Genomic DNA, 23,760 nt, shown 5'->3' with positions numbered 1-23,760 from the left:
TTTATGGATTTTAGCCAATTTCAAATTGAGAATGAGCAGATTGTTCTCAACATCATTCAAGTATCTGATGCTGAAGATTTATATAGTGCAATAAAAAATACTTTAACCGAGCTTAGAAAGTTTCCTGCAAGTCTCGCATGGGCATTGGAAGAGCCTAATTTGCCAGCTTCAATGGCATTCTGCCAATCTCGTTTGGTGGCGTTGTTAAATAAAGAGAACTTTGTATTTATTATCCGTTTAAAAGAAACTGATGATTTTTTAGGGGTTGTCGATATCCATGCAATTGATTGGTTGCAAAATACTGCATCTATTGGGTTTTGGGGAAACTCAAAATTTAAACAAAAAGGTTATATGGCACAAGCGCTAACACTATTTGTAAGTAGTTTATTCTCGAAATGGAATTTTTGGGGTTTAAATGCTTATGTCGATGTAGAAAATATATTGGCACGAAAATTATGTGAAAAAGCAGGGTTTTTGCTTAAAGATATTCAATATCAATCTGTACAGAATCCAGTCGATGGTGGCTTTAGAGATATTTGCCATTATCAGATAGAAAATAAATTAACTGATATTGTAGATTGACGATTTTGGGCTATTTAACAAGAAACTATTTCATTGCAAAATAATTTTTATTTAAGTTGTTAAATAGACCAAATCAAACAGAAATTCAGATTTAAGAACGTTGGGTTTAGCCAAGTTTTGCTTTAATTTTTGCAGAAACTTGTGCTGGATCGGCACGTCCGGCTATGATCGGACGTAGAGAATTCATCACCTTACCCATATCTTTCATGCTAGTTGCACCTTGCGCAGTAATAGTTTGCGCAATGAGAGAATCAAGCTCGTCCTCTGACATAGCTTCAGGTAGAAACTGAGATAACACCTCAATTTCGGCTTGTTCTTTACTAGCTAAATCTTCACGGCCTGCACCTTCAAAGGCTTTGACCGATTCTTTACGTTGTTTGATTTGCTTTTCAATGACCGCAAGAACCTGAGTATCGTCAAGCTCTATGCGCTCATCGACTTCGATTTGCTTGATTGCTGCCTGTAGACCACGAATTACCGTTAACTTACCCATTTCTTTAGCACGCATTGTTGCTTTTAAAACATCAGTTATTTGGTTTTTTAAAGTAGTCATTTATCTGTCCAGGTGAGTCAATCAATCACAAATTAATCTTAGTAAAGGCGAGTAGTACGTACTGATTCACGCGCCAATTTCTTTTGGTAGCGTTTAACAGCAGCAGCTTTTTTACGTTTACGTTCTTGAGTAGGTTTCTCGTAGAATTCACGTTTACGAACATCAGCTAAAACACCAGCTTTTTCGCATGAACGTTTGAAACGACGGATAGCTACGTCTACTGGTTCGCCTTCTTTCAATTTAACTTGTGGCATGAAGAATCCTCATTAAGTTATGGATAAGATCAGGGTCGAATTACCCTAGATCACAAGTGAAGGTCAGTATTTTACTCATTTACATCTCATACCACAAGTCTATAATAGCTTTAGCAATATTTTGAAATGGGTAAAAGGCAATTTAATGATCGTTCTGGGCTTAGAAACTTCATGTGATGAAACTGGATTAGCGCTCTATGACAATGAAGTCGGCTTAAGAGGACAGGTGTTATATAGTCAAATTAAATTGCATGCAGAGTATGGTGGTGTGGTCCCTGAGTTGGCCTCTCGTGATCATGTTCGGAAGTTAATTCCTTTGATTAATCAGTTGCTTGAGCAAAGCGGTGTAAAAAAATCAGAGATCGATGCAGTGGCGTATACGCGCGGCCCAGGCTTAATGGGCGCACTGATGACAGGGGCATTATTTGGTCGCACCTTGGCTTTTGCGCTGAATAAACCCGCAATTGGCGTGCATCATATGGAAGGTCATATGCTTGCTCCATTATTATCCGAAAATCCACCTGAATTTCCGTTTGTCGCATTATTAGTGTCAGGTGGACACACTCAATTGATGGCAGCACATGCAATTGGTGAGTACGAAATTCTAGGTGAGTCGATTGACGATGCTGCTGGTGAAGCTTTTGATAAAGTCGCAAAAATGTTGAAATTACCTTATCCCGGTGGTCCAAATATTTCAAAATTGGCGGAACAAGGTGACAAAAACGCGTTTGAATTTCCACGTCCAATGTTGCATCAAGGGCTAGATTTTTCATTTAGTGGTCTAAAAACTGCTGTTTCAGTGCAGTTAAAAAAATTGGGTGAAGAACAACGTGATGCAGATATTGCAGCTTCATTCCAAGAAGCTTTAGTGGATACTTTGGTCAAAAAGTCGATTAAAGCATTAAAACAGTCGGGTTTAAGGCGTTTGGTGATTGCGGGCGGTGTCAGTGCCAATAAACGTTTAAGAGAGCGTTTAGAAGCAGATTTAGCTAAAATTAAAGCAACGGTTTATTATGCAGAACCTGCTTTATGTACAGATAATGGTGCAATGATTGCGTTTGCAGGTTATCAGCGTTTAAAAGCTGGACAAAAAGATGGTTTATCGGTGACGACGACACCACGTTGGCCAATGACTGAATTGACTAAACCTGAATTAGTTTAAGTCCGATATTGAACGGATTGTTAAATTTAACAAAGAGGCGAAAGCCTCTTTTTTTATGGATCTAAAATTTAACGAGAATAAGGCTTCCATGTTTTGCTTTTGTTATCATAGTGATATTGAACCTGATCATCGTAATTTGATTCAAAGTTTGTATGACCATATTGATGACTGATGCTAAAACAATTTTTAATATTGCTATAGGTTTCATGTGTGCCAGGGTGATCACCATCGAATTGTGAACCCATTAAGCATAATTTGGCGTCATTCAATGAAAATGTATAAGTGGGCTTCTTTTTGACATTGCCTTCATTATCTTCCCAACCCGTGAACTGATAATTGAGTGGATAAGCAATCCCTGTTTGGGTATCTAAAGCAACCATTTCTAAAGAATCTGAAGTTCCCGTATTGAGTAAAATATATTTTTTATCGAAATTGGGCTGCATTGTTTTAAGCGCATTTTTATATTTGGCAAGATTGGCTTTAGAACAATAATCGCCATTAAAATAATCACTCTGACACTCAGAAACTTTTTTAAACGTCGTCCCAGCATATGCCAATTGTAGCGATGCAGAACAAACAATCAGTGATAGGGCGAAAAATCTTTTCATTTATATTGACTTTGAAGGTGTTTCTACACAGTTTATCGCATTTCTTTTACTGTGGTTTATCTGATTTCATGATAAAAAATAATCAGAATATTAAAAAATGAGATTGGAACATGGACTTATTGTCTTCTGAACAGCATATCCACCCAAACAATATTGGTACAGATCCTCAGCTTTATAAAAAATTTAGCCAAGGCGTGCGTTTACCTTATGAAGTTTTAAACATTCACAATATTCCTGATGGTGCAAAACCTGGCCATTTTATCGAGATTCGTTATGGTGGGTTTGGTTCAGAAATTTCAGCACACCCTACAGAAAAGTATCAATTCTATGCACTTACAGATCGTGGGCCGAATACCACGTATAACGTTAATCAAGATCATGGCAAAATCTTTTTAGAGCCTGACTATACCCCTAAGATTGGATTATTTGAGTTAAAAAATGATGGAACTATTCAGAAAATAAAAGAAATTTTATTAAAAGATCCAACGGGCAGAAATATTACTGGTTTGCCTAATCAGCATTTTGGCGCAAGTAAAGAAATCGCCTATGACCAAGATGGCAAGAAATTAGCCATAGGCACAGATGAATTTGGATTGGATGCTGAAGGTTTGGTTGCACTCAAAGATGGTACTTTCTGGGTCAGTGATGAATATGGTCCTCATATTGTGCATTTTAATGCAGACGGGCTAGAAATCGACCGGATCAATGCCTATGTCTTAGATGAGCGCAGAACATCGGGGTATTTATTGCCCCAAGAATATGCCAATCGACGCCAAAATCGAGGGATGGAAGGTTTAACCATTACACCTGATCAAAAAAAGCTGGTGGGCATTATGCAATCCACCATGAGTAATCCCGATGCTTCAGTAAGCAAATCAGATCTTGTGCGTATTGTGACGATTGATTTAGAAAGCAAAGTCGTTTCTCAGTATTTGTATCAACAAGAAGGGGGTGCAAAGACCTATTCAAATACAGCAATTACAGCCTTGAGTGCCTCACAATTTCTAGTCGCAGAACGTGATGATGATTTCTATAAAGATAATTCTCAAGCATTTAAACGGATTTATAAAATCAATTTGCAACATGCCACTGATTTGGAAAAGCTAAAGCCAACTTCGACGATTCGGCAAGATGAACAATTCGGCCTGTTGATAGCGGAACAAACCTTAGAACAATATGTGTTAACAGCAGGCTGGAGTGGTCTGGCTCAACAGGGTATCTACCCAGTAGAAAAAACCTTAGTGGTGGATTTGGTTGCGCGTTTACAGTATCCGCACGATAAAATTGAAGGTCTATGGGTGATTGATGAACAGCATTTAGGGGTTCTCAATGATGATGATTATGCTTTTTCTGAAACAGATGGGGTGCTGGAACAAAAGTATTTGGATCACGATAAAAATATCATTGATGGCAATACACTTTATATCCTTGATCAATTGGATTTAACAGCGGATTAAATCATTATCCATTCAAGATAAAATTAAACCGCCAAATTTATTTGACGGTTTAATGCATAGTTTCACGCTTAACTTTGTGCTGGTTTTAAAGTTGATTCAAGTATTAAGCTTGATTCAAAGATTAAACTTAGTATTCCCAGAACATCCGTTGAATTTCTTTTGCATCTTTGGTTTTAGTGAGTGCCAAAGCGGCTAAAAGTTTTGCTTTTTGCGGATTTAAATCGTGAGCAACCACCCAACCATATTTATCATCAGGCTGCTCAGCATTACGTAACACAAAACCTTGTGGAACGCGTGAAGAACGAATGATTTGTACGCCTTGTTGCTGGAGTTGGTTTAATGTCGGAACAATATAATTTGCTACGGAACCATTACCTGTACCCGCATGAATAATGGCTTTAGCACCCGCTTTCGCATAGGCGACATAGGCATCTGGAAGCATATTACCTGAACCATAAACGATTTGAACGATTGGTAGCGCATCACCCTGAATGTTTTCAATATTAAACTCAGAACTATTGTTAAAACGTTTTGCAACGTTTCTAAACCAATAAGGTTTGCCTTCAACCAGTGTACCTAAAGCACCCCATTGGCTGACAAAAGCATCGGTATGAATATTGATGGTCTTTGACACATCGCGTGCTGCAAAAATATCATCATTCATTAACACAAAAACGCCTTTGCCTTTGGCACTGTCTGCGGCAGCAAGCGCAACAGCACTATACAGGTTCAAAGGGCCGTCAGCTGAAAGCGCTGAAGGTGGACGCATAGAACCAACAACGACAATTGGTTTATCTGTATGAACCGTAAGACTTAGAAAATAAGCAGTTTCTTCTAAAGTATCTGTACCATGGGTAATCACCACGCCATTCACATCAGGCTTTTTAACCAATTCATTTACTTTACGTGCAATGGTTAAAAGCTCTTTGTCAGTGATGCTTTCTGAAGCAACCTGTAAAGCCTGTACGCCTGTAACATTAGCAAGATTTTGAATTTGCGGAACTGCATTCAACAAATCATCTACAGGAACTTTCGCAGCAGTGTATGTTGCGCTATTTGTAGAACTTGCTCCAGCACCCGCGATCGTACCGCCAGTTGCGACGACAACGACATTATTTTTTGCATAACTCGTAAAGGGTAAAAGCATGCCAATTGCAAGTGTAAGTGCAGTAACCGTCTTTTTCATAAACTATCCTTTTCAATCATTGTTCTGGTCATAAGCATTTTTTGTACCAGTTTTTCAATCTATATAAATACTGAGCTGTTGCCCATACTTATTTAAAAATGTAATTTTTCAAATAATCACTCAAATTTATAGTTACATACTATTAAAACTGGATAAAGTGCTTGCCAGTGCGTTTTTTCAGCATTCAATGAAGATGTTGTGCAATATAACGGCAATGACTAAGTTTTTAGTTGTACAGATGAATTGAGCAATAAAAAAAGGCATTCAATTTTGAATGCCTTTTTGAGCTTATTTTTACTTTATAAAGATTAACGCATTTTTGCCAAGAAACGACTTAAGCGGTTCATTGCTTCACGTAATTCATTTTCTGCGGGGAGGAATACCACACGGAAATGATCAGGTGTAGGCCAGTTAAAACCTGTACCTTGAACCAGTAAAACTTTTTCAGCTTTGAGGAAATCTAACATGAATTTTTCATCATCTTCAATTGGATAGATTTCAGGATCCAGCCTAGGGAAACAATACATTGCACCTTCTGGTTTTACGCACGACACGCCAGGAATATCGTTAAGCATTTCCCAAGCAATATTGCGTTGTTCATATAAACGACCACCTGGGCGGATCAAATCATTAATTGATTGATAGCCACCTAAAGCAGTTTGAATCGCATATTGGGCTTGATGGTTGGCACATAAACGCATTGAGGCAAGCATGTCCAAGCCTTCGATGTAATCCATTGCACGTGACTTATCACCCGTAATCGCCATCCAACCAGAACGGTAGCCGGCAATACGATAGGCTTTAGATAAACCATTAAAAGAAACACATAAATGGTTTCCTGCTAATGCTGCAACAGAGACATGTTCGATACCGTCATAAACAATTTTGTCGTAAATTTCATCTGCAAATAAAATCAGATCATGTTTTTTTGCCAATGCGACAATCTGTTCTAAAACATGGCGTGGATAAACTGAACCCGTTGGATTGTTTGGGTTAATCACCACAATACCACGAGTATTCGGGGTGATTTTACTTTCCATATCCGCCATATCAGGATACCAGTAGTTTTGGTCATCACATTTATAGTGAATCGCTGTACCACCTGATAGATTTACGGCTGCCGTCCATAATGGGTAATCCGGCATTGGAACCAGCATTTCATCGCCATCATCCAATAAACCTTGCATCGCCATAACGATCAGTTCAGATACACCATTCCCGATATACACATCTTTGACATGTAAATCCAAGATACCTTTTTGCTGATAATACTGACAGATGGCTTTACGCGCAGGGAAGATCCCTTTTGAATCTGTATAACCGACAGCATTAGGCAAGTTTAAAGCCACATCATTGATAATTTCTTGCGGGGCTTCAAAGCCGAACGGGGCGGGGTTACCGATATTTAATTTAATAATTTTATGACCGGCTTCTTCCATCTCATTGGCCGCTCGTAACACTGGTCCACGAATGTCGTAGCAAACATGCTCTAGCTTTGACGATTTCTTGATTTCACGTGGGGTTGTGTTACCTAAAACGGACATAATTTTATCCAATTATTTTGAGTTAAAAAAATAGATTACTGAAATATCACAATCTATGTTGAAATTTAGCTAGAAATTTTCCAAGCTCTAGCGTAAATATGGAAGTACTGAAGCATGACATTGAATGTCAAAGATTTAAAGGAGTTTAATGATGGGAAAACTCAATAAAACAGACCGAGAATGGCAAAGAGAGTTATCACCAGAGGAATTTAAAATCACTCGACAAAAGGGCACTGAAGCTGCCTTTACTGGAAAGTATTGGAATTCCAAGCAGCATGGAACCTATGTATGTCGATGTTGTGGGGAAGAATTATTCTCTTCTGAAACCAAATATGACAGTGGTTGTGGTTGGCCGAGCTTTTTTAAACCGATCAATAATACTGTTATAGAAGAACAAGATGATCATTCACATGGTATGGAACGTGTAGAAATTATATGCCATCATTGCGACGCTCATTTGGGGCATGTATTTGAAGATGGACCACAACCAACGGGCTTACGCTACTGCGTAAATTCCGCTTCTTTAGAATTAAAATCACAAGAAAAAGGCGACGAGGAAACGTATCCATGACCAACATTTATCAGTTTGAGGCTGAGCTGTTAGAGGGTGAAAATAAATCTTTTTCTGATTATGAAGGAAAAGTTTTATTGATTGTAAATACTGCAAGTAAATGTGGCTTTACTCCACAATTTGCAGGATTAGAAAAGGTTTACGAGAAATATAAAGACCAAGGTCTTGAAGTTTTAGGATTTCCTTGTAACCAGTTCGGTGGACAAGACCCAGGTACAAATGAGCAAATCGGTGCTTATTGCCAACGCAATTATGGTGTTTCTTTTCCAATGTTCGCTAAAGTGAATGTAAAAGGGCCTGAAGCGCATGTGATATTCCGTTATTTAACCAATAACAGTAAAGGCATACTCGGCAGTGGCATTAAGTGGAATTTCACCAAATTCTTAATTAATAAGAAAGGTGAAGTGATTAACCGCTATGCACCAACCACGAAGCCTGAGGATATAGAACAGGATATTGAAAAAGCTTTAGCAGATTAAGCTGTTGTAAAGACCAAAATAAAACTGAGGATATAATGCAATTAGACACTACAGTTGAATTTTGGACTGATCCGCAAATGCCCTATGTCGAAACACGTAGGGCATGTCAAAGCCGTATTTGCTATAAATCACATAGCCATCCGACCTTTTCGATTGGTGCTGTAGATTGTGGAATAAGCCGCTTTAGTAGCTATTTTGCCAGTGAGGAGCAAATTCAAACAGGAAGCGTAGTGATCATTCCTGCTGAGGTGGAACACGCATGTAATCCACTGGAAAATCAAGCATGGAGTTATCAGATGATGCATTTAGATGCACATTGGGTTGCTCAACTCGTTTCAGAATTAGTCAAAGATATTGAGCAGCTTTATCCCCATCATATTCCGTTGCTAAAACCACAAATTTTAACAAACCCTCATATATACCAAGCATTTACGCAGTTAAATCAGCTGTTATTTGATCCAACCATATCGATTTTATTTAAACAACAACAATTAATTGAAGTCCTGAGTGAAATATTATTGCCCAATTTTGAATTTACCTTATTAAAGCAGTCTGATTATTTTCAAAAGCATTTGGGTGCAATTATTGATGATATGAAGCATAGTAAACAGATGCTTTCTTTAGGGGATCTCAGTCAAAGCCTCGGGATTAGTCGTTATGCCATTATTCGCTTGTTTAAAAATAATTTTGGCTTAACACCACATGCGTATCAATTAAATCAAAAAATAAATATAGCCAGAAAGCGTTTGAAGTCTGGAGAAGCAATTATTCAAGTTGCACATGATTTAGGGTTTACAGACCAAAGTCATTTTCATCATGTGTTTAAATCGCATACTGGAATCACACCGAAGCAGTTTCAAGCGCAGTTTGTCATGCTCTAACTGCGCAATTATCTACAAGATAACAGGTTCTAAAAATATTTAAGCTCATCTAAATATTTTTTTGGATCGAGTAATGCAACTGTTCTTTATTGTGATTGTCACCCATTTCATTGCTTTACTTTCACCCGGCCCTGATTTTTTTCTTATTTTAACCTCATTGTTTCGAAATGGGCCACATGCGGCGAGAGCTGTTTGTTTAGGGATCGTCTTGGGAAATGTTGCCGTGATTGGTCTTATTTTGAGCTCATTGTTTTTTCTTGGCAAATTTGATGATGAAATTTTAAAGTTGGTAAAATGGGGCTGTATTGCTTATTTAAGCTATTTGTCTTATCGATGTTTTATATTTGCACAACAAGCAAAGCTAACAGTGGATTACCATCTAGAGCACCAAAATAAACCCACCTTTGCATGGATAAAATGTGTCTTACTGGGGATACAGTCGAGTTTATTAAATCCTAAAAATATTCTGTTTTATAGCAGTATTATTATGGCAATTTATCAGCACTATAATGTTGTTCAACTGACTTTAACCTGTCTGTGGATGGTGAGTGTAGTTTTGATCTGGAACTTGCTTCTGGTGCGATTGATGACTAAAAATAAAGCTATGCATTGGTTTAAAACCAAAATCAAATATATTTATTATCTTTCATCCTTATGCTTTGGCTTATTTGCCGCAGCTTTGTTGCTGAATTAATCAAATAAAATTAGCCCAAATAAAAACATGCCTATCTAATAAAGATCTTTGATAAATCAAAAAATGATCATGTGGAGTGAATCATATTGGTATTGAAAGTTCCTTCTCCCTTTGGGCATTGGTATCTACACATCTTTTTGTAGAGACTCTAATGCAATTTCAGCAATCAGCTTAAGGTCATCCACCGAATGTTCAGATAATAATTGTAGTGTATTCAGTAATATTGACAGACCAGCCAAAATTGCAGGAGCACTTTCCCTTGTTCCTCTTTTTTGTTGCCTTCCTGATAGACGTGTTAGAAAGACTCTAACTCTTGAATTTTTCTCATCATTTTCTCGCTGTATTCTCCAAGTTAACACACATGCCATACTTGCAATTAAGAGTCGTCTTAATATCGCTTGCGGAGTTGTTTGTAGCCATGACTCAATGTCATGGCCCGCCTGTTTTAACAACTTAAAATAGTTTTCTATTTTCCAACGCCAATAATACCAAGTTGCCAATTCTATACTTGGAATTTCTGATGATACATTACTTAATAAGCTCCAACGAGAAAGTGATTTTCCTTGCTTATTTTTAACTTCAACTACAATCAGTCGAACGGTTAATGACTTTCCCTTTTGTGGTGGAACTCTTTTTCCCGTTTCGTCTTTTTGCATTGGTCTTGCATTACGCGTAATACTGATTTGAGTTTCACCAACATAGAGTTGTTCGCAATTCCCTTTATATTGAATTGTATGGGTTTGTGAGGTCGGTATTTGGTCTGATACGTCTCTTAACTTAACATCTTCTCCTTGATATTCAACACGATTTCCTTCTTTACCTCGAATAAGAAATAAATGTTCTTGTTGATTCAATAATCTAAGATGAGCAATTGAATCTCCTTCACGATCAATAATATGTACGAGTTTCTTTTCTATTGGTAAAGACTCAATATGTTCGATTTGTTCACATAGTGCATTTAAGTGGGTTTCTTTTATTTTATGCCCATCAGTAAATGTTGAATAACGTCCAGTAGCATCACATAAAGTTTGATCTAATGGTGCAATGGGTAAACCCGTTTCAGCATCAATTAATAAACTGCTTTGTAATTCATAGCCTTTGTCACTTGCATGTGTTCTTTTGAATCTATTTAACTTGTTGTTATGTTTGAAATATTGTAGTTGAGACCAATCATGAGCAACTAAGGCATAGTGGTGATTCGATAGAGCGATTTGTTCAAACGCAAGTTTTTGAAGAGGCTGATTGAGTTGTTGAAATGAAACGTTTTCGTTATTTAAGAAACGCCAAACTGCTTGGGTTGTAGCAAAGCTAGTCTTTTGGGTAGAGGCAATATCTTTAAGCGCTGGGGCTAATGAAGCAAGTGGATTCATATTAAGTTTTACAAGACGTCCGTAGCGTTTAACTAATCGGTTATCTAAGTGTGGAATGTTAAATTGGAGAGCATGCTCTCCAATTTAACTTAAATAGATTTAATTGTGTAGATACCTATGCCCTTTGGGAGAAGGCTAGGATGAGGACGCTTTTATGTTAATCTATGGTTTTAAAAAAGACTTATGAAAGAAGTCTAATAAAGATCTAGATAGGCATTCTCTTTTACATTATGTTGTCATTTGATTCAATTTTAAAAATCAAGAATGAGATACGCTTGCTTCCTTCGATTTATTGGCTTTATTGCGCTTGAATAACATGTTGTGAATATCATCAATAAAGGTATACACAACAGGAATAACCAATAACGACAAGAAGGTACTGGTAATCAGTCCACCAATTACAGAGATTGCCATCGGTGCTCTAAAACTTGGATCTGTACCTATTCCTAAGGCAATTGGAAACATACCTGCACCCATCGCTAAAGTGGTCATAATAATGGGTCGTGCACGCTTATGGCAGGCATCTAAGAGCGCATTCATACGTGAATACTGCCGTTCATTGCGGGCGATAATTGCATAATCGACCAAAAGAATCGAGTTTTTACTGGCAATTCCCATCAACATGATTAAGCCAATCAAACTTGGCATCGAAAAACTACTTTTTGCTAAAAGCAGTAGCACAAACGCACCACCCAGTGCCAAAGGTAATGCCACTAAAATGGTGATCGGTTGTAAGAAGTCTTTGAACAGGAGCACCAAGACCACATAGATACACAATACGCCTGTGAGCATAGCTAAACCAAAGCTTGCAAAGAGCTGTTCCATCACATCGGCATCACCCAGATTGGTACGTTTTACCGTCGGAGGTAAGTTTTTGATGGTTGGAAGTTTATCTACAGCGGCTGCAACATCGCCTAAAGGCTGATCATTGAGCTCAATATTAAAATTGATGTTACGTAAACGGTTAAAACGGTCAATTTGTGAAGGGCCACTTTCAATATTAACTTGTGCAATGGTGCCTAACATCACTGGACCTTTACTACCAGTAATCATCAAGCGTTTAATCAGATCTTGGTCTTGACGTGCAGACAGGGGTAGTTTGATGACGATCGGAATTTGTCGTTGCGAAAGGTTTAATTTTGCCAAGTTCTGATCAAAATCTCCTGCCGTGGCAATACGCACAGTTTCAGCGATATTTTGTGTGGTAATGCCTAAATCCGCAGCTTTTGCAAAGTCAGGACGAATCACCAATTCAGGGCGAATCAATGCTGCGCTTGAGGTAATACTACCAATATTTGGAATAGTACGGATTTCTCGTTCTACTTGACGTGCTGTACTGATTAATACATCTGGGTCATCACCTGACAGCGCAATTTGATATTGGCTGTTATTGCCTGCAATACCGACTTGAATCCGTGCACCAGGCAATGGAGCTAAACGTTGGCGTAAGTCGTTTTCAATTTTTTGCAAACTTGCAGCGCGGTCAGAACGTGCTGTGACTTGAATGGTTAAGGTTGCTTTTCTTGGTTCACTTGATGCACCACCCGCAAAAGGATCTGTACCTGCTGAACCACCACCAATCGTGGTATAGACACTTTTAATTTCAGGATGATCTTTAATTAAACTACGCGCGTATTCTGCTGCTTTTAAGGTATCTGGAAATTGTGAACCTGGTGGAAGCTCTACACGCACTTGGGTCTGCCCAGTATCAGGTGGTGGAACAAAGCCCGTAGGGAGTAATGGGATGAGCATCAGTGAAGCAATAAAAAATATAATGGCACTGCTTAAGGTGATCCAACGATGATTTAAACACCACGTCACCATCCGCATATATGCGCGCATCACCCGACCATCTTTGGCACGATCATGTTGAAGTTCAAGATCACCATGATCTTTGATTGCTTGGCTTTGATCATCTAATACTTGGTTGTCATGATGACTTTCAACTTTACCAACCCAAGGTTTAAGAATATAGGCTGACATCATAGGTGTCAGTAAGCGTGCCACCAAGAGTGAGGCAAAAATAGCCAAAGCCGCTGTCCAGCCAAATTGCACAAAGAATTTACCTGCAATACCACTCATAAAGGCAGTGGGTAAGAACACTGCAATCAAGGTGAAAGTGGTGGCAATCACGGCTAAACCAATTTCATCGGCTGCCTCCATCGCCGCTTCATAAGGCGTTTTCCCCATTCGAAGATGCCGGATGATATTTTCAATTTCTACAATGGCATCATCGACCAGTATTCCCACAACCAACGACATGGCTAACAGTGTGACAATATTTAAAGTAAAGCCTAAGTAATACATGCCAATTAGGGCGGGTAGAATGGACAAAGGTAGGGCAGTTGCCGCAATGATCGTGGCACGCCAATCACGTAAAAACAGCCAAACCACCAAGATTGCAAGCAGTGCGCCTTCATACAGCAAGGACATTGAGCCTTTGTAGTTATCAACCACAGGATTTACAAAGTTAAATGCTTCAGTGATTTTAATATCGGGATGCGCCGCTTTTAATGTTTCAAGTGCCTCTTTTACTCCGATTTCAACATCAACTTCACTTGCACCTTTACTGCGGGTAATTTCAAAGCCAATCACAGGGTGGCCATTTAACAGTGCAGCAGAACGTCGTTCAGCAATGCCATCACGAATGCTGGCAACTTGATCCAGCCGAATATGGCGACCATCACTCAAGGCAATATCCATTGCTGCAATTTCAGCAGCAGTTTTTACTGTGGCAATGGTACGAATAGACTGTTCACTGCCGCCTATTTTGGTTTGTCCGCCAGATGCATCTTGCTGAACAAGGCGTAATTGTCGGGTGATGTCTGTTGCTGTGGCATTTAACGCCAAGAGTTTTTCAGGATCTAATTCAACTTCAACTTGACGCGTGACACCGCCTACACGAGAAACTGCACCAACGCCTTTGACTTTTAACATTGCACGTGCAACGTCATAATCCACAAACCAAGACAGTGCTTCCTCATCCATACGAGGGGATTGGATGGTGTAGGTGAGAATCGGTGAACCTGAAAGATTGATTTTACTGACAATTGGATCACGAAGATCCGCAGGTAAATCTGAACGTACTTGTGAAACCGCGTTACGGACATCATCAACAGCTTCTTGCAGTGGTTTTTCCAGTTGGAACTCGGCAGTTACGGTAACTACACCATCTTGGATATTGGTATATTGATTTTTAAGTCCCTGTAAAGTTGCAATCGAGTTCTCAATTTTACGTGCAACTTCTGTTTCCAGTTGCGGTGGTGCTGCACCGGGTAAAGCCGCAGTAACCGTAACCATTGGTAATTCAATATCGGGAAATTGTTGGATTTTCATCCAATGAAAACACATCAAACCGGCTAAACCAAGCATGATAAAAAGCAAGATACCGGGAATCGGATTTTTAATCGACCAAGCGGAGAAATTCATGTTATTTCTCCTGCGTGCTAACGAGTTGTTTGGTCAATGGTGTATCTGGAATGGCATGACCACGTTTGATTAAATCACCATCTGACAAGAATCCTGTTCCAGAGGCAACCAGTTGAGTATTTGCTGCTAAATCAACAATTTCAACGCGATCATTTAAACGCCGACCAAGTGTGACTTTCTGTTGAGTCACTCGATTATCTTTATTGACAATAAACACATAAGAGAAACCATCACGTAAAAGTACTGCGGTTTGAGGCACTGTTAGTGCTGGCTTTTCGCCTAGATCAAACTCACCTTTGACAAACATACCCATACGAACAGCATCAGTGGTAGGTATATCCACATAGACCAAGCCATAACGTGTTTGCGGGTCAATGACTGGTGCAATCATGCGAACGCTACCTGAAACGGCTGAACGGCTAGGATCAGGTGAGGTGATATGCGCTGTCATGCCTTTTTTAAGTTTATATAAGTCTGTCGAGGTGACTTCGGCACGCCATTCCAAACGGTTATCACGGATCAAGCGAAACAGTTCTTGTCCCGTTTGTGCCAATGAGCCAACTGTTGCTGTACGTGCTGAGATAACCCCATGATCGGGTGCAATCACTTGGGTTTGCGTTAAACGAAGCTGATTACTGTCAATTTGGGCTTTGGCTGCATCTAAGCGGGCTTGTGCTGTACTTTGAGAAGTCAAATATTTTGTCGCTTCTTGTTGTGAAATTGCACCGGTATTTTTGAGTTGTTGAATACGTTGATTATTGATACTGGCATCAGCTAGTACAGCTTTCGCTTCTGCATAATTGGCCTTTGCTGTCGCCAATTCAGCACGAATACTTTCACTGTTAATTTCAGCCAAAACTTGCCCACGTTGTACGCTATCACCAACGTTGACATTGACTTTGGTAATTCGTTGCCCCGAAAGTTCGCTGCCAATCACCACTTCTTGCCATGCAGCAATATTGCCATTGGCCGTAAAGTTTTGCTTCCAGTTTTGCAGCTCGGGTTGTATCACCATTACAGTCAGTGCTGGCTTAGTGTTAGAAGCGGATGTTGCTGCATTTTCTGGAGAAGTCTGTTTTTTACTTGAAGATTTCCATCCAATAAAAGCGACGATTAGCACAATAAAAATAATTGCAATAATGATCCCGAGTTTTGAGTTTATGTGCTTTTTTTTCATTGGGTCATGCGATTTCATTTTAGTTTTTTAAATGAGTAGAGATAAGTTGAGTATCTCTAAAGGCTCTATGTTTGGTCAAGTTGCAATACAGCGCTTAATGTGATTTTTTGAAAGTTAAGCGGTTAAATTTTGCTATAGAGAGGCCGTTGAAGTTAGCGACCTTTGTGGTTTTAAAGCACTGATTATTAGATCACGTGAATGAATAAAATTATTTATATGTTTTTAATATAAAAACCATCAAAACCAGCATAATTTTGTATAAAAACTACAAAAACTTTCTCAATTTATAATATTTTTTAATAAATAAATACCATGAGTTCTTGCTTTTTTATTTGAAAAAACGTGCTTATAAAATGAGAAAGTAAGTTTAAGTAATAGTGATTATCATTTAATATTGCGGCTTAATTTAGATGACTGTTTTAGAGCCTCCTATGCGAAAAATTAAACCCTTAATTGTGATGATGGCAGTGGCGACAAGTGCTGCAATTGCGCATGCTGAACAACAAGATGCTTCATCGACTCAATCGAGCAATGGTAATGCAAAACAACTGAGTACGATTACAGTAGTCGCAAGTGCAGATGCATCAGCAGAGGGTTTAATGCCAGCGTTTGCCGGTGGACAAGTGGCTTCTGGCGGTAAAGTTGGGATATTTGGTAATCAGAAAAATATAGATACGCCGTTTAATCTAACCAGCTATACCAATCAATATATTCAAGAGCGACAAGCAAAAAGTGTTGGGGATGTTTTAAAAGCGGATCCAAGTGTTCGTGTCGGACGTGGTTTTGGTAATTTCCAAGAAAATTATTATATTCGTGGCTTTAACTTGGGTTCAGACGACACAGCCTATAACGGTTTATATTCAATTTTACCACGTCAATATATTCCTGCGGAGCTGTTTGAACGTGTTGAGGTATTAAAAGGGGCATCCTCATTTTTAAATGGAGCCATGCCAAGTAATGGTGGGATTGGTGGTGCAATTAACTTATTGCCAAAACGTGCAAGTAACGAACCACTCAATCGTGTCACAGTGGGTACGGATTTTAATGGCGGTTATATTGCCAATGATATTTCTCGACGTTTTGGTGAAGATCAACAATTCGGTGTACGTGTAAACACAGCATATCATGGTGGTGATACGGCTGTTGATAATGAAGAAGCATCTTTAGGTTTAGCTTCTATAGGCTTGGATTACCGCGGTGATCGTTTACGTCTTTCTGGCGATATGGGTTATGTGAATAATCGTTTAAAAGCGACTCGTCCAAACGTGACTTTAGGCGCGGGTATTACCGAGATTCCGAAAGCAATTGATAGCTCAGATAACTTTGCACAAAAATGGACGTATTCAAATGAAGAGGATGTTTTTGGAAGTTATCGTGCTGAATATGATTTAGCTGATAATTTAACGGCTTATGCTGCTTATGGTTTTCGACATGGCGAAGAGCAAAACAGTTTAGCAAATATGACCTTGACCAATCAGACAACAGGCGCGGGGACCATTTACCGATTTGACAATGCACGTGTAGATATGGTCAATACTGGTGAAGTTGGTGTGCGTAGCAAAGTAAACACAGGTTCAATTGAACATAATTTAGTGCTTTCTGCATCAGCATTTCAACAGAATACCCGCAATGCTTATGTGATGGACTATAAAAATACATTAGCCAACAATATCTATAATCCAATTCAGTATGATCAACCTGCTTATTCACAAAATGCATTGTTTGGGAATAACTTAGATACGCCTAAATTAACGACTCGGACGCGTTTAAGAAGCATTGCCATTGGCGATAACCTCAAAGCTTTAGATGATAAATTAACAGTCATGCTCGGTGGACGTTATCAAACCATCATGCAAGAAAACTATAATTATGGAACTTCAACTAAATCAGGTGAGTATGATGAAAGTAAGTTTACCCCTGCTTTGGGTCTAAGTTATAAAATTCTGCCTGAAGTTTCAGTTTATGCAAATTATATTGAATCTTTAGCTAAAGGTTTGAGTAATACCAATTCAACGACGAAAGAAACCACAACACTCAAACCATTCGTTGCTAAACAAAAAGAAATTGGTGCCAAATATGAAAATGATCAGTTTGGTGCAAGCTTAAGTTTGTTTGATATCGATAAGCAGCGCGCAGTACTTGAAAACAGTATTTTTAGTGATGCGGGTAAATATGTACATCGTGGTGTTGAACTCAATACTTTTGGTCAATTGACGGATTCTTTAAAAGTGTTAGGTGGTGCAACTTGGATTGATGCAAAGCAAAAAAATACAGGAAATGTTAACTACGATAATAAAAAGGAAGTGGGTGTTGCAAAATTTCAAGCAAATGTTGGTGCTGATTGGAAATTGCCAACAGTTCACGATGTGTCTTTAAATGCTCAAGTCACCTATACAGGTTCGACTTATGCGAGTTTAGACAACAAATTGAAAGTAGGTGATTGGACAACTTTAGATCTTGGTGCGACATATAAAACTCAGTTGGGGCAAACACCGACAACTTTTAATTTCCGTGTAAATAATGTCTTCGATAAAAATTATTGGTCATCAGTTGGTCTATTCGACAACATCAACAGTACTTCTAACACCAATAACGGCTACTTGGTTGCTGGGCAACCTCGTACATTTATGTTAAGTGCGGCTTTTGATTTTTAAATACCACAAAAAAATGCCCCAAATTTGGGGCATTTTTTATAACAGCATATTTTTATAAAATGGTTTTTAAACGTTGAATCACTTGCTCACATTGAGTAATATCTGCGACCAATGCCATACGAACATGACCTTCACCAGGATTGCCTTGTTCAGTATCACGAGACAAATAACGCCCCGGTAAAACTTTAATGTTGGCTTTTTCCATTAACATTTTGGCAAAGTTTTCATCATGATCGACTTTTAACCAATAATAGAAACCTGCATCGGGCTTTTGTAATGGTAAAAGATGACCGAGTTCATTTTGGAACAAATCAAATTTGGCACGATACAGTCTGCGATTTTCTTCAACATGTGTTTCATCGTTCCAAGCAACAATTGAAGCCAATTGATGTTGGACTGGCATTGCAGCGCCGTGATAAGTACGAAATTTTAAATAAGGTTTAAGTAAGTTTGCATCCCCAGCAACAAAACCTGAGCGCATACCCGGTAGGTTTGAACGCTTAGACAGTGAATGGAACACGATACAATTTTTATAGTCGTCACGACCTAATTCAGCACAGACTTCTAATAAGCCGATCGGTGCTTCATCAAACCACAATTCTGAGTAACATTCATCAGACGCAATCACAAAGTCATATTGGTCAGAAAGTGCAATGAGCTTTTTGAATTGTGCTTTTGAAAGTACCGCACCAGTAGGATTTCCCGGCGTACAAACAAACAAAAGTGCAGTTTTTTCCCAAACTTCAGCAGGTACAGCATCAAAATCACCGAGGTAATTGTTATCTTCGGTACAGTTAACAAAGTATGGCTTGGCGCCAGCTAAAAGTGTTGCACCTTCATAAATCTGATAGAACGGATTAGGCATTACCACATAAGGTGCGTCATCACGATTAATCAAGGCTTGTACAAAAGAGAAAATCCCTTCACGTGTGCCTGTTACTGGAAGGACATGATCTTCGGCACTGATTGCATTCAGTTTAAAACGACGGGTTAGCCACTGAGCAATACTTTCACGAAGTTCTGGTAAACCTTTACTGTTTGGATAAGTTGAAAGGTGCTGAAAATTATCAATGATCGCTTGCTTCACAAACTCAGGAGCAGGATGCTTTGGTTCTCCAATTGAAAGTGGGATCAAAGGTAAATCTGCAGGTTTTACATCCTGAAAAAGCTGGCTTAACTTTTCAAATGGATAAGGATGTAATAAAGACAAACTAGAGTTCATGAAACAATTACCACGATAGAAAGTAAGATTAATGTTGCCCACAGATTTGATTGGATGCTTCATCTAATGCCGCTTTTAATTTTGCGGTAAAGACTTCAGCCTCAGCTTCAGTGAGGGGGGTGCCATCTTTTTTGGTGACAAAGAAAATATCTTCTGCTTTTTCACCCAGCGTAGCGATTCTAGCAGAATGTATGTCTAAACCTTGCATCATAAATAAACCCCCAACGCGTGCAAGTAAGCCCGGTTGGTCGAGGGTAGAGATTTCTACCATATTTTGCTGCAAAGCTTCGTTAAGTGTTACATCCACAGTATTTTCAATATCGAAGTGGCGAAGTTGACGTGGAATACGACGTTGCATCAAACCCGGATATTTATCTGATTCGCTTAAGGCTTTAATTAACGCCTGTTTGACTGTTTCTTCACGTTCAGGATCGGTTAATAAGGTACCGAAACGATCCAAGACCACATAAGTATCTAAACTAAAGGCTTTGGTTGCAGTGATAATCCGTGCATCTTGGACATCCAGATTCATACGATCCAAAATTGCCACTGTAGTGGCAAACAGATTGGGTTGGTCTTGAGTATAAATAAAGATCTGTACAGCATCTTGTGCTGCTTTACGGTGCGCACGCATGAGCACCAATGGTGCAGGGTTGTCGCCGTGTTGCAAAATGGCGCGGGTATGCCATGCAATTTCATCTGCGGATTCTTTAAGGAAGTACTCATCCCCAAGCTCTTGCCAGACCTTTTCAACTTGATCCAGTGGAAACTCATCTACCAAGACTTCGCTTGCAGAGAATTTGGTATCCTCAATCAGCATTTGATAATCAACAGGTCGGCCCAAACCAGAACGAATCACATCACGCGCATGGGTATAGAGTTGACGCATCAAAGAAGAGCGCCATGTATTCCAAAGTTTTGGATTGGTGGCATTGATATCGGCAACCGTCAACGTATAGAGATAATCTAAATGCTCCATATCACCAAGCTTTTCAGCAAATTCTTTCACCACATCTGGATCTGAAATATCTTTTTTCTGTGCGGTCATCGACATCAGTAAATGGTTTTGGATAAGCCAAGCAACCAAATTACATTCACGCTCAGTAAACCCATGCGCAAGACAGAATTCAATTGCATCTTCGGCACCAAGTTCACTGTGATCTCCACCACGGCCTTTGGCAATATCATGGAATAATGCAGCAAGGAATACGATGTCACGACGGACTAAGCGTTGAAATACAGAACTGACAACAGGATAGTCTTTGGCAAAGCCGGGTTCTTTAAAACGATTTAAATTACGAATTAACAGTAAGGTATGTGCATCGACGGTATAAATATGGAACAAGTCATATTGCATCAGTCCCATGATTTGCCCAAATGCAGGGATATAATTTCCTAATACACCATAACGCTTCATTGCCACCATGGTTTCATATAAACGATATGGAGAGCGGATGATCGCCATGAATAATGCTTGATGGGTCGGATTATCACGAAATGCTTGATCAATGCGTTTTGCTGCTAAAGTCAAAAGACGCAATGTACGTGCACGAATACCCTCGATTTCAGGGCGATTCGCCAAGATATAAAAAATCTCTAAAATAGCGCTTGGATTTTCGGAAAAGGTTTTATGTTGTTGAACGGCAAGCTTGCCATCAACCAATTTAAAATGTTCGTTAATATTTTCGATTTTACGTTCATAGTCGGGTAAACGTGGGGTAATCACCGATTCATTGAAATAAGCCAATAACATTTCATTTAAGGTCGAAACCTGTTGCGCGGTACGATAATAACGCTTCATGAACTGTTCAATTGGATAATTTGGATGATGATCATCTTCTCGTGTATAGCCAAATTTAGCTGCAATATCACGTTGATAATCAAACAATAGGCGATTTTCATCACGTTTGGTTAAACGGTGTAAATGATGGCGAATTTCCCAAAGAAAGTTTTCAGCTTCTTCCAGAACGCCCAATTCAAATTCAGAAATAAAACCCAAATGAACCAAGTCGTAAATACGATTGACTCGGAAATGTCGTTTGGCAATCCAGCCAATTTGGTTAATGTCCCGAATACCGCCGGGTGCATTTTTAATATCGGGTTCTAAATTGCTTTCAGTATTGTTATGTTGTGCATAGCGTTGCGCTTGTTCATCCATCTTGGCATCAAAGAAAGTCTTGTCTGTCCAAGTTTGGGAAACGACACGACGAGGCCATCTTGCCAGATGTTGATTGCCAATAATTAATCGCGCTTCAATCAGCGAGGTTGCCACAGTGAGATCATTGGTGGCTTGTTCAAAACAACTTCGGATACTCCGTACACTGACACCCGGTTTAAAATTCCCCACATCCCAAAGTGTAGAAATAAATTGCGTCACTGTTTGTTCTTGTTCAGGAGAAAGATCTTCTTCTGAAAGAATCATGATGTCGACATCAGAATAGGGCAACATTTCGCGTCGCCCATAGCCACCAACAGCAAATAAACCAAGATCTGTTTGATCTAGCCCCGAATGCTTCCAGAGAAACATAAGGGCTTCATCTACCACATTTGAACGGGTACGGACAATTTCGCGTATTGTTGTACCATGATCATAGGCCTCATTTAACTGTTGCTCAACATCGCTACGCCATTGATTAATCGCTTTAATGTCATGTATATCAGTTACATATTCCAATAGAGGAGAGGTGTTGATCATGGATGTCTTGTCCGCAAATATATTGGCTAGTTGTTTAAATGAACAGTGACTTTTGCAGCCGTTTCTTGTGCAAGTTCACGTGCTTGGTCTGTTGTTTCAGCACGTGCTGTTGCCACGCCCATACGACGACGTTTAAATCCTTCAGGTTTACCGAACAGGCGTAAGTCTGTCGCAGGATTTTGCAAAGCAAGATTTAAGCCAGAGTATGAAAGATTCTTTGCATCCATACCTGCATAGATTACAGCACTTGCAGCAATACTATGTCGTTCAGTATTGACAGGTAAACCCAAAATCGCACGTGCATGTAATTCAAATTCGCTTTGGAATTGTGATGCAAGTGTGACTAAGCCTGTATCGTGTGGACGCGGTGATACTTCACTAAACCATACTTTATCACCTTTTACAAACAGTTCTACCCCAAAAATCCCACAGCCACCAAGTGCTACAGTGACTTTATTGGCAATGCGTTTGGCTTCATTTAAAGCTGCTTCTGTCATTGCTTGGGGCTGCCAACTTTCTACATAGTCGCCTGAATCTTGACGATGCCCAATTGGATCACAATAAGCGGTTTCAATTTCACCTGTTTCTGGATTTTTCGAACGTACAGTGAGTAAGGTGATTTCAAAATCAAAGTCAATTTGTGACTCAACGATGACCGTACCTTGATTTACCCGACCACCCGTTTGAGCATATTCCCAAGCCGCATCTACTTCTGCATATTCTTTGACACGAGATTGCCCCTTACCAGAAGAAGACATTACAGGTTTAACAAAGTTCGGATAACCAATGTCATCACATGCAGAACGGAAGCTTTCTAAAGTATTGGCAAAACGGTAAGCGGAAGTCGGTAAACCAAGTTCTTCTGCCGCTAAGCGACGAATCCCTTCACGGTTCATGGTTAAATTCACGGCTTTTGCCGAAGGGATCACGGTTGCAATATTTTGTTGTTCGATTTCGACTAATACTTGAGTAGCAATCGCTTCAATTTCTGGAACAATAAGATTGGGTTTTACTTTTTCAATTAAAGCTTTTAATTCTGTTGCATCTGCCATGTTTAAGGCATAAGAGAAATGAGCAACTTGCATGGCAGGTGCGTTTTCGTAGCGGTCTGCCGCGTGAACTTCAACACCAAGTCGTTGTAATGAAATCACCACTTCTTTACCAAGCTCTCCTGAACCTAACAGTAAAACTTTAAATGCAGATGATTGAAGTGGGGTACCAATAGTAACGCTCATGCTATTC

The 23,760-nt window shown here is 39.3% G+C and carries 19 protein-coding genes; 8 read left to right on the top strand and 11 right to left on the bottom strand.

Annotated features, from left to right (window positions below):
• Positions 1-3: 3 nt before the first annotated feature.
• Positions 4-582: a GNAT family protein gene (locus tag PYV58_RS12525; RefSeq protein WP_034612787.1), complete on the top strand. Its 579-nt coding sequence runs from the start codon at positions 4-6 to the stop codon at positions 580-582.
• 106 nt (positions 583-688) lie between these two features.
• Here the strand turns inward: PYV58_RS12525 and PYV58_RS12520 are convergent, their stop codons facing one another.
• Positions 689-1,135 carry a GatB/YqeY domain-containing protein gene (locus tag PYV58_RS12520; protein WP_004720970.1) on the bottom strand — a complete coding sequence of 149 codons (447 nt, stop codon included), beginning with the start codon at positions 1,133-1,135 and terminating at the stop codon, positions 689-691.
• A 38-nt stretch (positions 1,136-1,173) separates the two neighbouring features.
• On the bottom strand, positions 1,174-1,389 hold the full coding sequence (rpsU, locus tag PYV58_RS12515) for a 30S ribosomal protein S21 (RefSeq protein ID WP_001136722.1): 216 nt from the start codon (positions 1,387-1,389) through the stop codon (positions 1,174-1,176).
• A 145-nt stretch (positions 1,390-1,534) separates the two neighbouring features.
• Between rpsU and tsaD the strand changes: the two genes are divergently transcribed.
• Complete coding sequence (gene tsaD / locus PYV58_RS12510; protein WP_004720969.1) at positions 1,535-2,551, top strand: tRNA (adenosine(37)-N6)-threonylcarbamoyltransferase complex transferase subunit TsaD; 1,017 nt, start codon at positions 1,535-1,537, stop codon at positions 2,549-2,551.
• Positions 2,552-2,619: 68 nt separating this feature from the next.
• On the opposite strand, the gene PYV58_RS12505 is transcribed toward tsaD, so the two are convergent.
• Entirely contained in the window at positions 2,620-3,159 is a 540-nt protein-coding gene (locus tag PYV58_RS12505) for a hypothetical protein (RefSeq protein ID WP_034612782.1), read from the bottom strand.
• Positions 3,160-3,269: 110 nt separating this feature from the next.
• On the opposite strand from PYV58_RS12505, the gene PYV58_RS12500 reads away from it, so the two are divergent.
• Entirely contained in the window at positions 3,270-4,616 is a 1,347-nt protein-coding gene (locus PYV58_RS12500; protein ID WP_034612779.1) for an esterase-like activity of phytase family protein, read from the top strand.
• Positions 4,617-4,743: 127 nt separating this feature from the next.
• Here PYV58_RS12500 and PYV58_RS12495 read toward each other — a convergent pair whose 3' ends face one another.
• Positions 4,744-5,802: a type II asparaginase gene (locus tag PYV58_RS12495; RefSeq protein ID WP_004720964.1), complete on the bottom strand. Its 1,059-nt coding sequence runs from the start codon at positions 5,800-5,802 to the stop codon at positions 4,744-4,746.
• Positions 5,803-6,110: 308 nt separating this feature from the next.
• Positions 6,111-7,346, bottom strand: a complete 1,236-nt coding sequence (locus PYV58_RS12490) for a pyridoxal phosphate-dependent aminotransferase (protein ID WP_004720962.1) — start codon at positions 7,344-7,346, stop codon at positions 6,111-6,113.
• A gap of 151 nt (positions 7,347-7,497) precedes the next feature.
• Between PYV58_RS12490 and msrB the strand changes: the two genes are divergently transcribed.
• The 4 genes from msrB to PYV58_RS12470 all read left to right on the top strand — a co-directional run bounded on the left by msrB (position 7,498) and on the right by PYV58_RS12470 (position 9,971).
• On the top strand, positions 7,498-7,917 hold the full coding sequence (gene msrB / locus PYV58_RS12485; RefSeq protein ID WP_004821128.1) for a peptide-methionine (R)-S-oxide reductase MsrB: 420 nt from the start codon (positions 7,498-7,500) through the stop codon (positions 7,915-7,917).
• Entirely contained in the window at positions 7,914-8,396 is a 483-nt protein-coding gene (locus tag PYV58_RS12480) for a glutathione peroxidase (protein ID WP_034612774.1), read from the top strand. Before msrB ends, PYV58_RS12480 begins: the two co-directional genes overlap by 4 nt.
• Before the next feature lie 35 nt (positions 8,397-8,431).
• The gene (locus PYV58_RS12475) at positions 8,432-9,277 is read left to right on the top strand and encodes an AraC family transcriptional regulator (protein WP_034612766.1); all 846 of its coding nucleotides are present in this window, start codon (positions 8,432-8,434) and stop codon (positions 9,275-9,277) included.
• 73 nt (positions 9,278-9,350) lie between these two features.
• On the top strand, positions 9,351-9,971 hold the full coding sequence (locus PYV58_RS12470; RefSeq protein WP_034612762.1) for a LysE family translocator: 621 nt from the start codon (positions 9,351-9,353) through the stop codon (positions 9,969-9,971).
• Positions 9,972-10,096: 125 nt separating this feature from the next.
• Here the strand turns inward: PYV58_RS12470 and PYV58_RS12465 are convergent, their stop codons facing one another.
• From PYV58_RS12465 to PYV58_RS12455, 3 genes are all read right to left on the bottom strand, one after another.
• Complete coding sequence (locus PYV58_RS12465; RefSeq protein WP_034611715.1) at positions 10,097-11,341, bottom strand: transposase; 1,245 nt, start codon at positions 11,339-11,341, stop codon at positions 10,097-10,099.
• 258 nt (positions 11,342-11,599) lie between these two features.
• The gene (locus tag PYV58_RS12460; protein WP_034617386.1) at positions 11,600-14,770 is read right to left on the bottom strand and encodes an efflux RND transporter permease subunit; all 3,171 of its coding nucleotides are present in this window, start codon (positions 14,768-14,770) and stop codon (positions 11,600-11,602) included.
• A 1-nt stretch (position 14,771) separates the two neighbouring features.
• Positions 14,772-15,947, bottom strand: coding sequence for an efflux RND transporter periplasmic adaptor subunit (locus tag PYV58_RS12455; protein WP_081407408.1), 1,176 nt, complete (start codon positions 15,945-15,947; stop codon positions 14,772-14,774).
• A 431-nt stretch (positions 15,948-16,378) separates the two neighbouring features.
• Here PYV58_RS12455 and PYV58_RS12450 point away from each other — a divergent pair, with 431 nt between their 5' ends.
• Entirely contained in the window at positions 16,379-18,601 is a 2,223-nt protein-coding gene (locus tag PYV58_RS12450) for a TonB-dependent receptor (protein WP_034617412.1), read from the top strand.
• Positions 18,602-18,653: 52 nt separating this feature from the next.
• Here the strand turns inward: PYV58_RS12450 and dapC are convergent, their stop codons facing one another.
• From dapC to purT, 3 genes are read right to left on the bottom strand one after another with little or no spacing between them, the layout of a single operon-like run.
• Positions 18,654-19,823: a succinyldiaminopimelate transaminase gene (gene dapC, locus PYV58_RS12445; protein WP_034617415.1), complete on the bottom strand. Its 1,170-nt coding sequence runs from the start codon at positions 19,821-19,823 to the stop codon at positions 18,654-18,656.
• A gap of 28 nt (positions 19,824-19,851) precedes the next feature.
• On the bottom strand, positions 19,852-22,518 hold the full coding sequence (gene glnD, locus PYV58_RS12440; protein WP_004821140.1) for a [protein-PII] uridylyltransferase: 2,667 nt from the start codon (positions 22,516-22,518) through the stop codon (positions 19,852-19,854).
• Positions 22,519-22,544: 26 nt separating this feature from the next.
• Complete coding sequence (gene purT / locus PYV58_RS12435; RefSeq protein WP_034617391.1) at positions 22,545-23,753, bottom strand: formate-dependent phosphoribosylglycinamide formyltransferase; 1,209 nt, start codon at positions 23,751-23,753, stop codon at positions 22,545-22,547.
• Between the last annotated feature and the right edge of the window lie 7 nt (positions 23,754-23,760).

Source organism: Acinetobacter sp. TAC-1 (assembly GCF_029025845.1).
GTDB lineage: Bacteria > Pseudomonadota > Gammaproteobacteria > Pseudomonadales > Moraxellaceae > Acinetobacter > Acinetobacter guillouiae.
Note: the sequence above shows the minus strand (reverse complement) of the source record. Positions and strands in the feature narration are given on the sequence as shown.

Bases quoted from the DNA above. Each gene is read 5' to 3' on its own strand.
- PYV58_RS12500 (WP_034612779.1), top strand. From the start codon at position 3,270: ATGGACTTATTGTCTTCTGAACAGCATATCCACCCAAACAATATTGGT.
- msrB (WP_004821128.1), top strand. From the start codon at position 7,498: ATGGGAAAACTCAATAAAACAGACCGAGAATGGCAAAGAGAGTTATCA.
- PYV58_RS12505 (WP_034612782.1), bottom strand. From the start codon at position 3,159: ATGAAAAGATTTTTCGCCCTATCACTGATTGTTTGTTCTGCATCGCTA.
- PYV58_RS12480 (WP_034612774.1), top strand. From the start codon at position 7,914: ATGACCAACATTTATCAGTTTGAGGCTGAGCTGTTAGAGGGTGAAAAT.
- dapC (WP_034617415.1), bottom strand. From the start codon at position 19,823: ATGAACTCTAGTTTGTCTTTATTACATCCTTATCCATTTGAAAAGTTA.
- PYV58_RS12490 (WP_004720962.1), bottom strand. From the start codon at position 7,346: ATGTCCGTTTTAGGTAACACAACCCCACGTGAAATCAAGAAATCGTCA.
- PYV58_RS12495 (WP_004720964.1), bottom strand. From the start codon at position 5,802: ATGAAAAAGACGGTTACTGCACTTACACTTGCAATTGGCATGCTTTTA.
- tsaD (WP_004720969.1), top strand. From the start codon at position 1,535: ATGATCGTTCTGGGCTTAGAAACTTCATGTGATGAAACTGGATTAGCG.
- PYV58_RS12455 (WP_081407408.1), bottom strand. From the start codon at position 15,947: ATGAAAAAAAAGCACATAAACTCAAAACTCGGGATCATTATTGCAATT.
- glnD (WP_004821140.1), bottom strand. From the start codon at position 22,518: ATGATCAACACCTCTCCTCTATTGGAATATGTAACTGATATACATGAC.
- PYV58_RS12520 (WP_004720970.1), bottom strand. From the start codon at position 1,135: ATGACTACTTTAAAAAACCAAATAACTGATGTTTTAAAAGCAACAATG.
- PYV58_RS12525 (WP_034612787.1), top strand. From the start codon at position 4: ATGGATTTTAGCCAATTTCAAATTGAGAATGAGCAGATTGTTCTCAAC.
- PYV58_RS12465 (WP_034611715.1), bottom strand. From the start codon at position 11,341: ATGAATCCACTTGCTTCATTAGCCCCAGCGCTTAAAGATATTGCCTCT.
- PYV58_RS12450 (WP_034617412.1), top strand. From the start codon at position 16,379: ATGCGAAAAATTAAACCCTTAATTGTGATGATGGCAGTGGCGACAAGT.
- rpsU (WP_001136722.1), bottom strand. From the start codon at position 1,389: ATGCCACAAGTTAAATTGAAAGAAGGCGAACCAGTAGACGTAGCTATC.
- PYV58_RS12460 (WP_034617386.1), bottom strand. From the start codon at position 14,770: ATGAATTTCTCCGCTTGGTCGATTAAAAATCCGATTCCCGGTATCTTG.
- PYV58_RS12470 (WP_034612762.1), top strand. From the start codon at position 9,351: ATGCAACTGTTCTTTATTGTGATTGTCACCCATTTCATTGCTTTACTT.
- purT (WP_034617391.1), bottom strand. From the start codon at position 23,753: ATGAGCGTTACTATTGGTACCCCACTTCAATCATCTGCATTTAAAGTT.
- PYV58_RS12475 (WP_034612766.1), top strand. From the start codon at position 8,432: ATGCAATTAGACACTACAGTTGAATTTTGGACTGATCCGCAAATGCCC.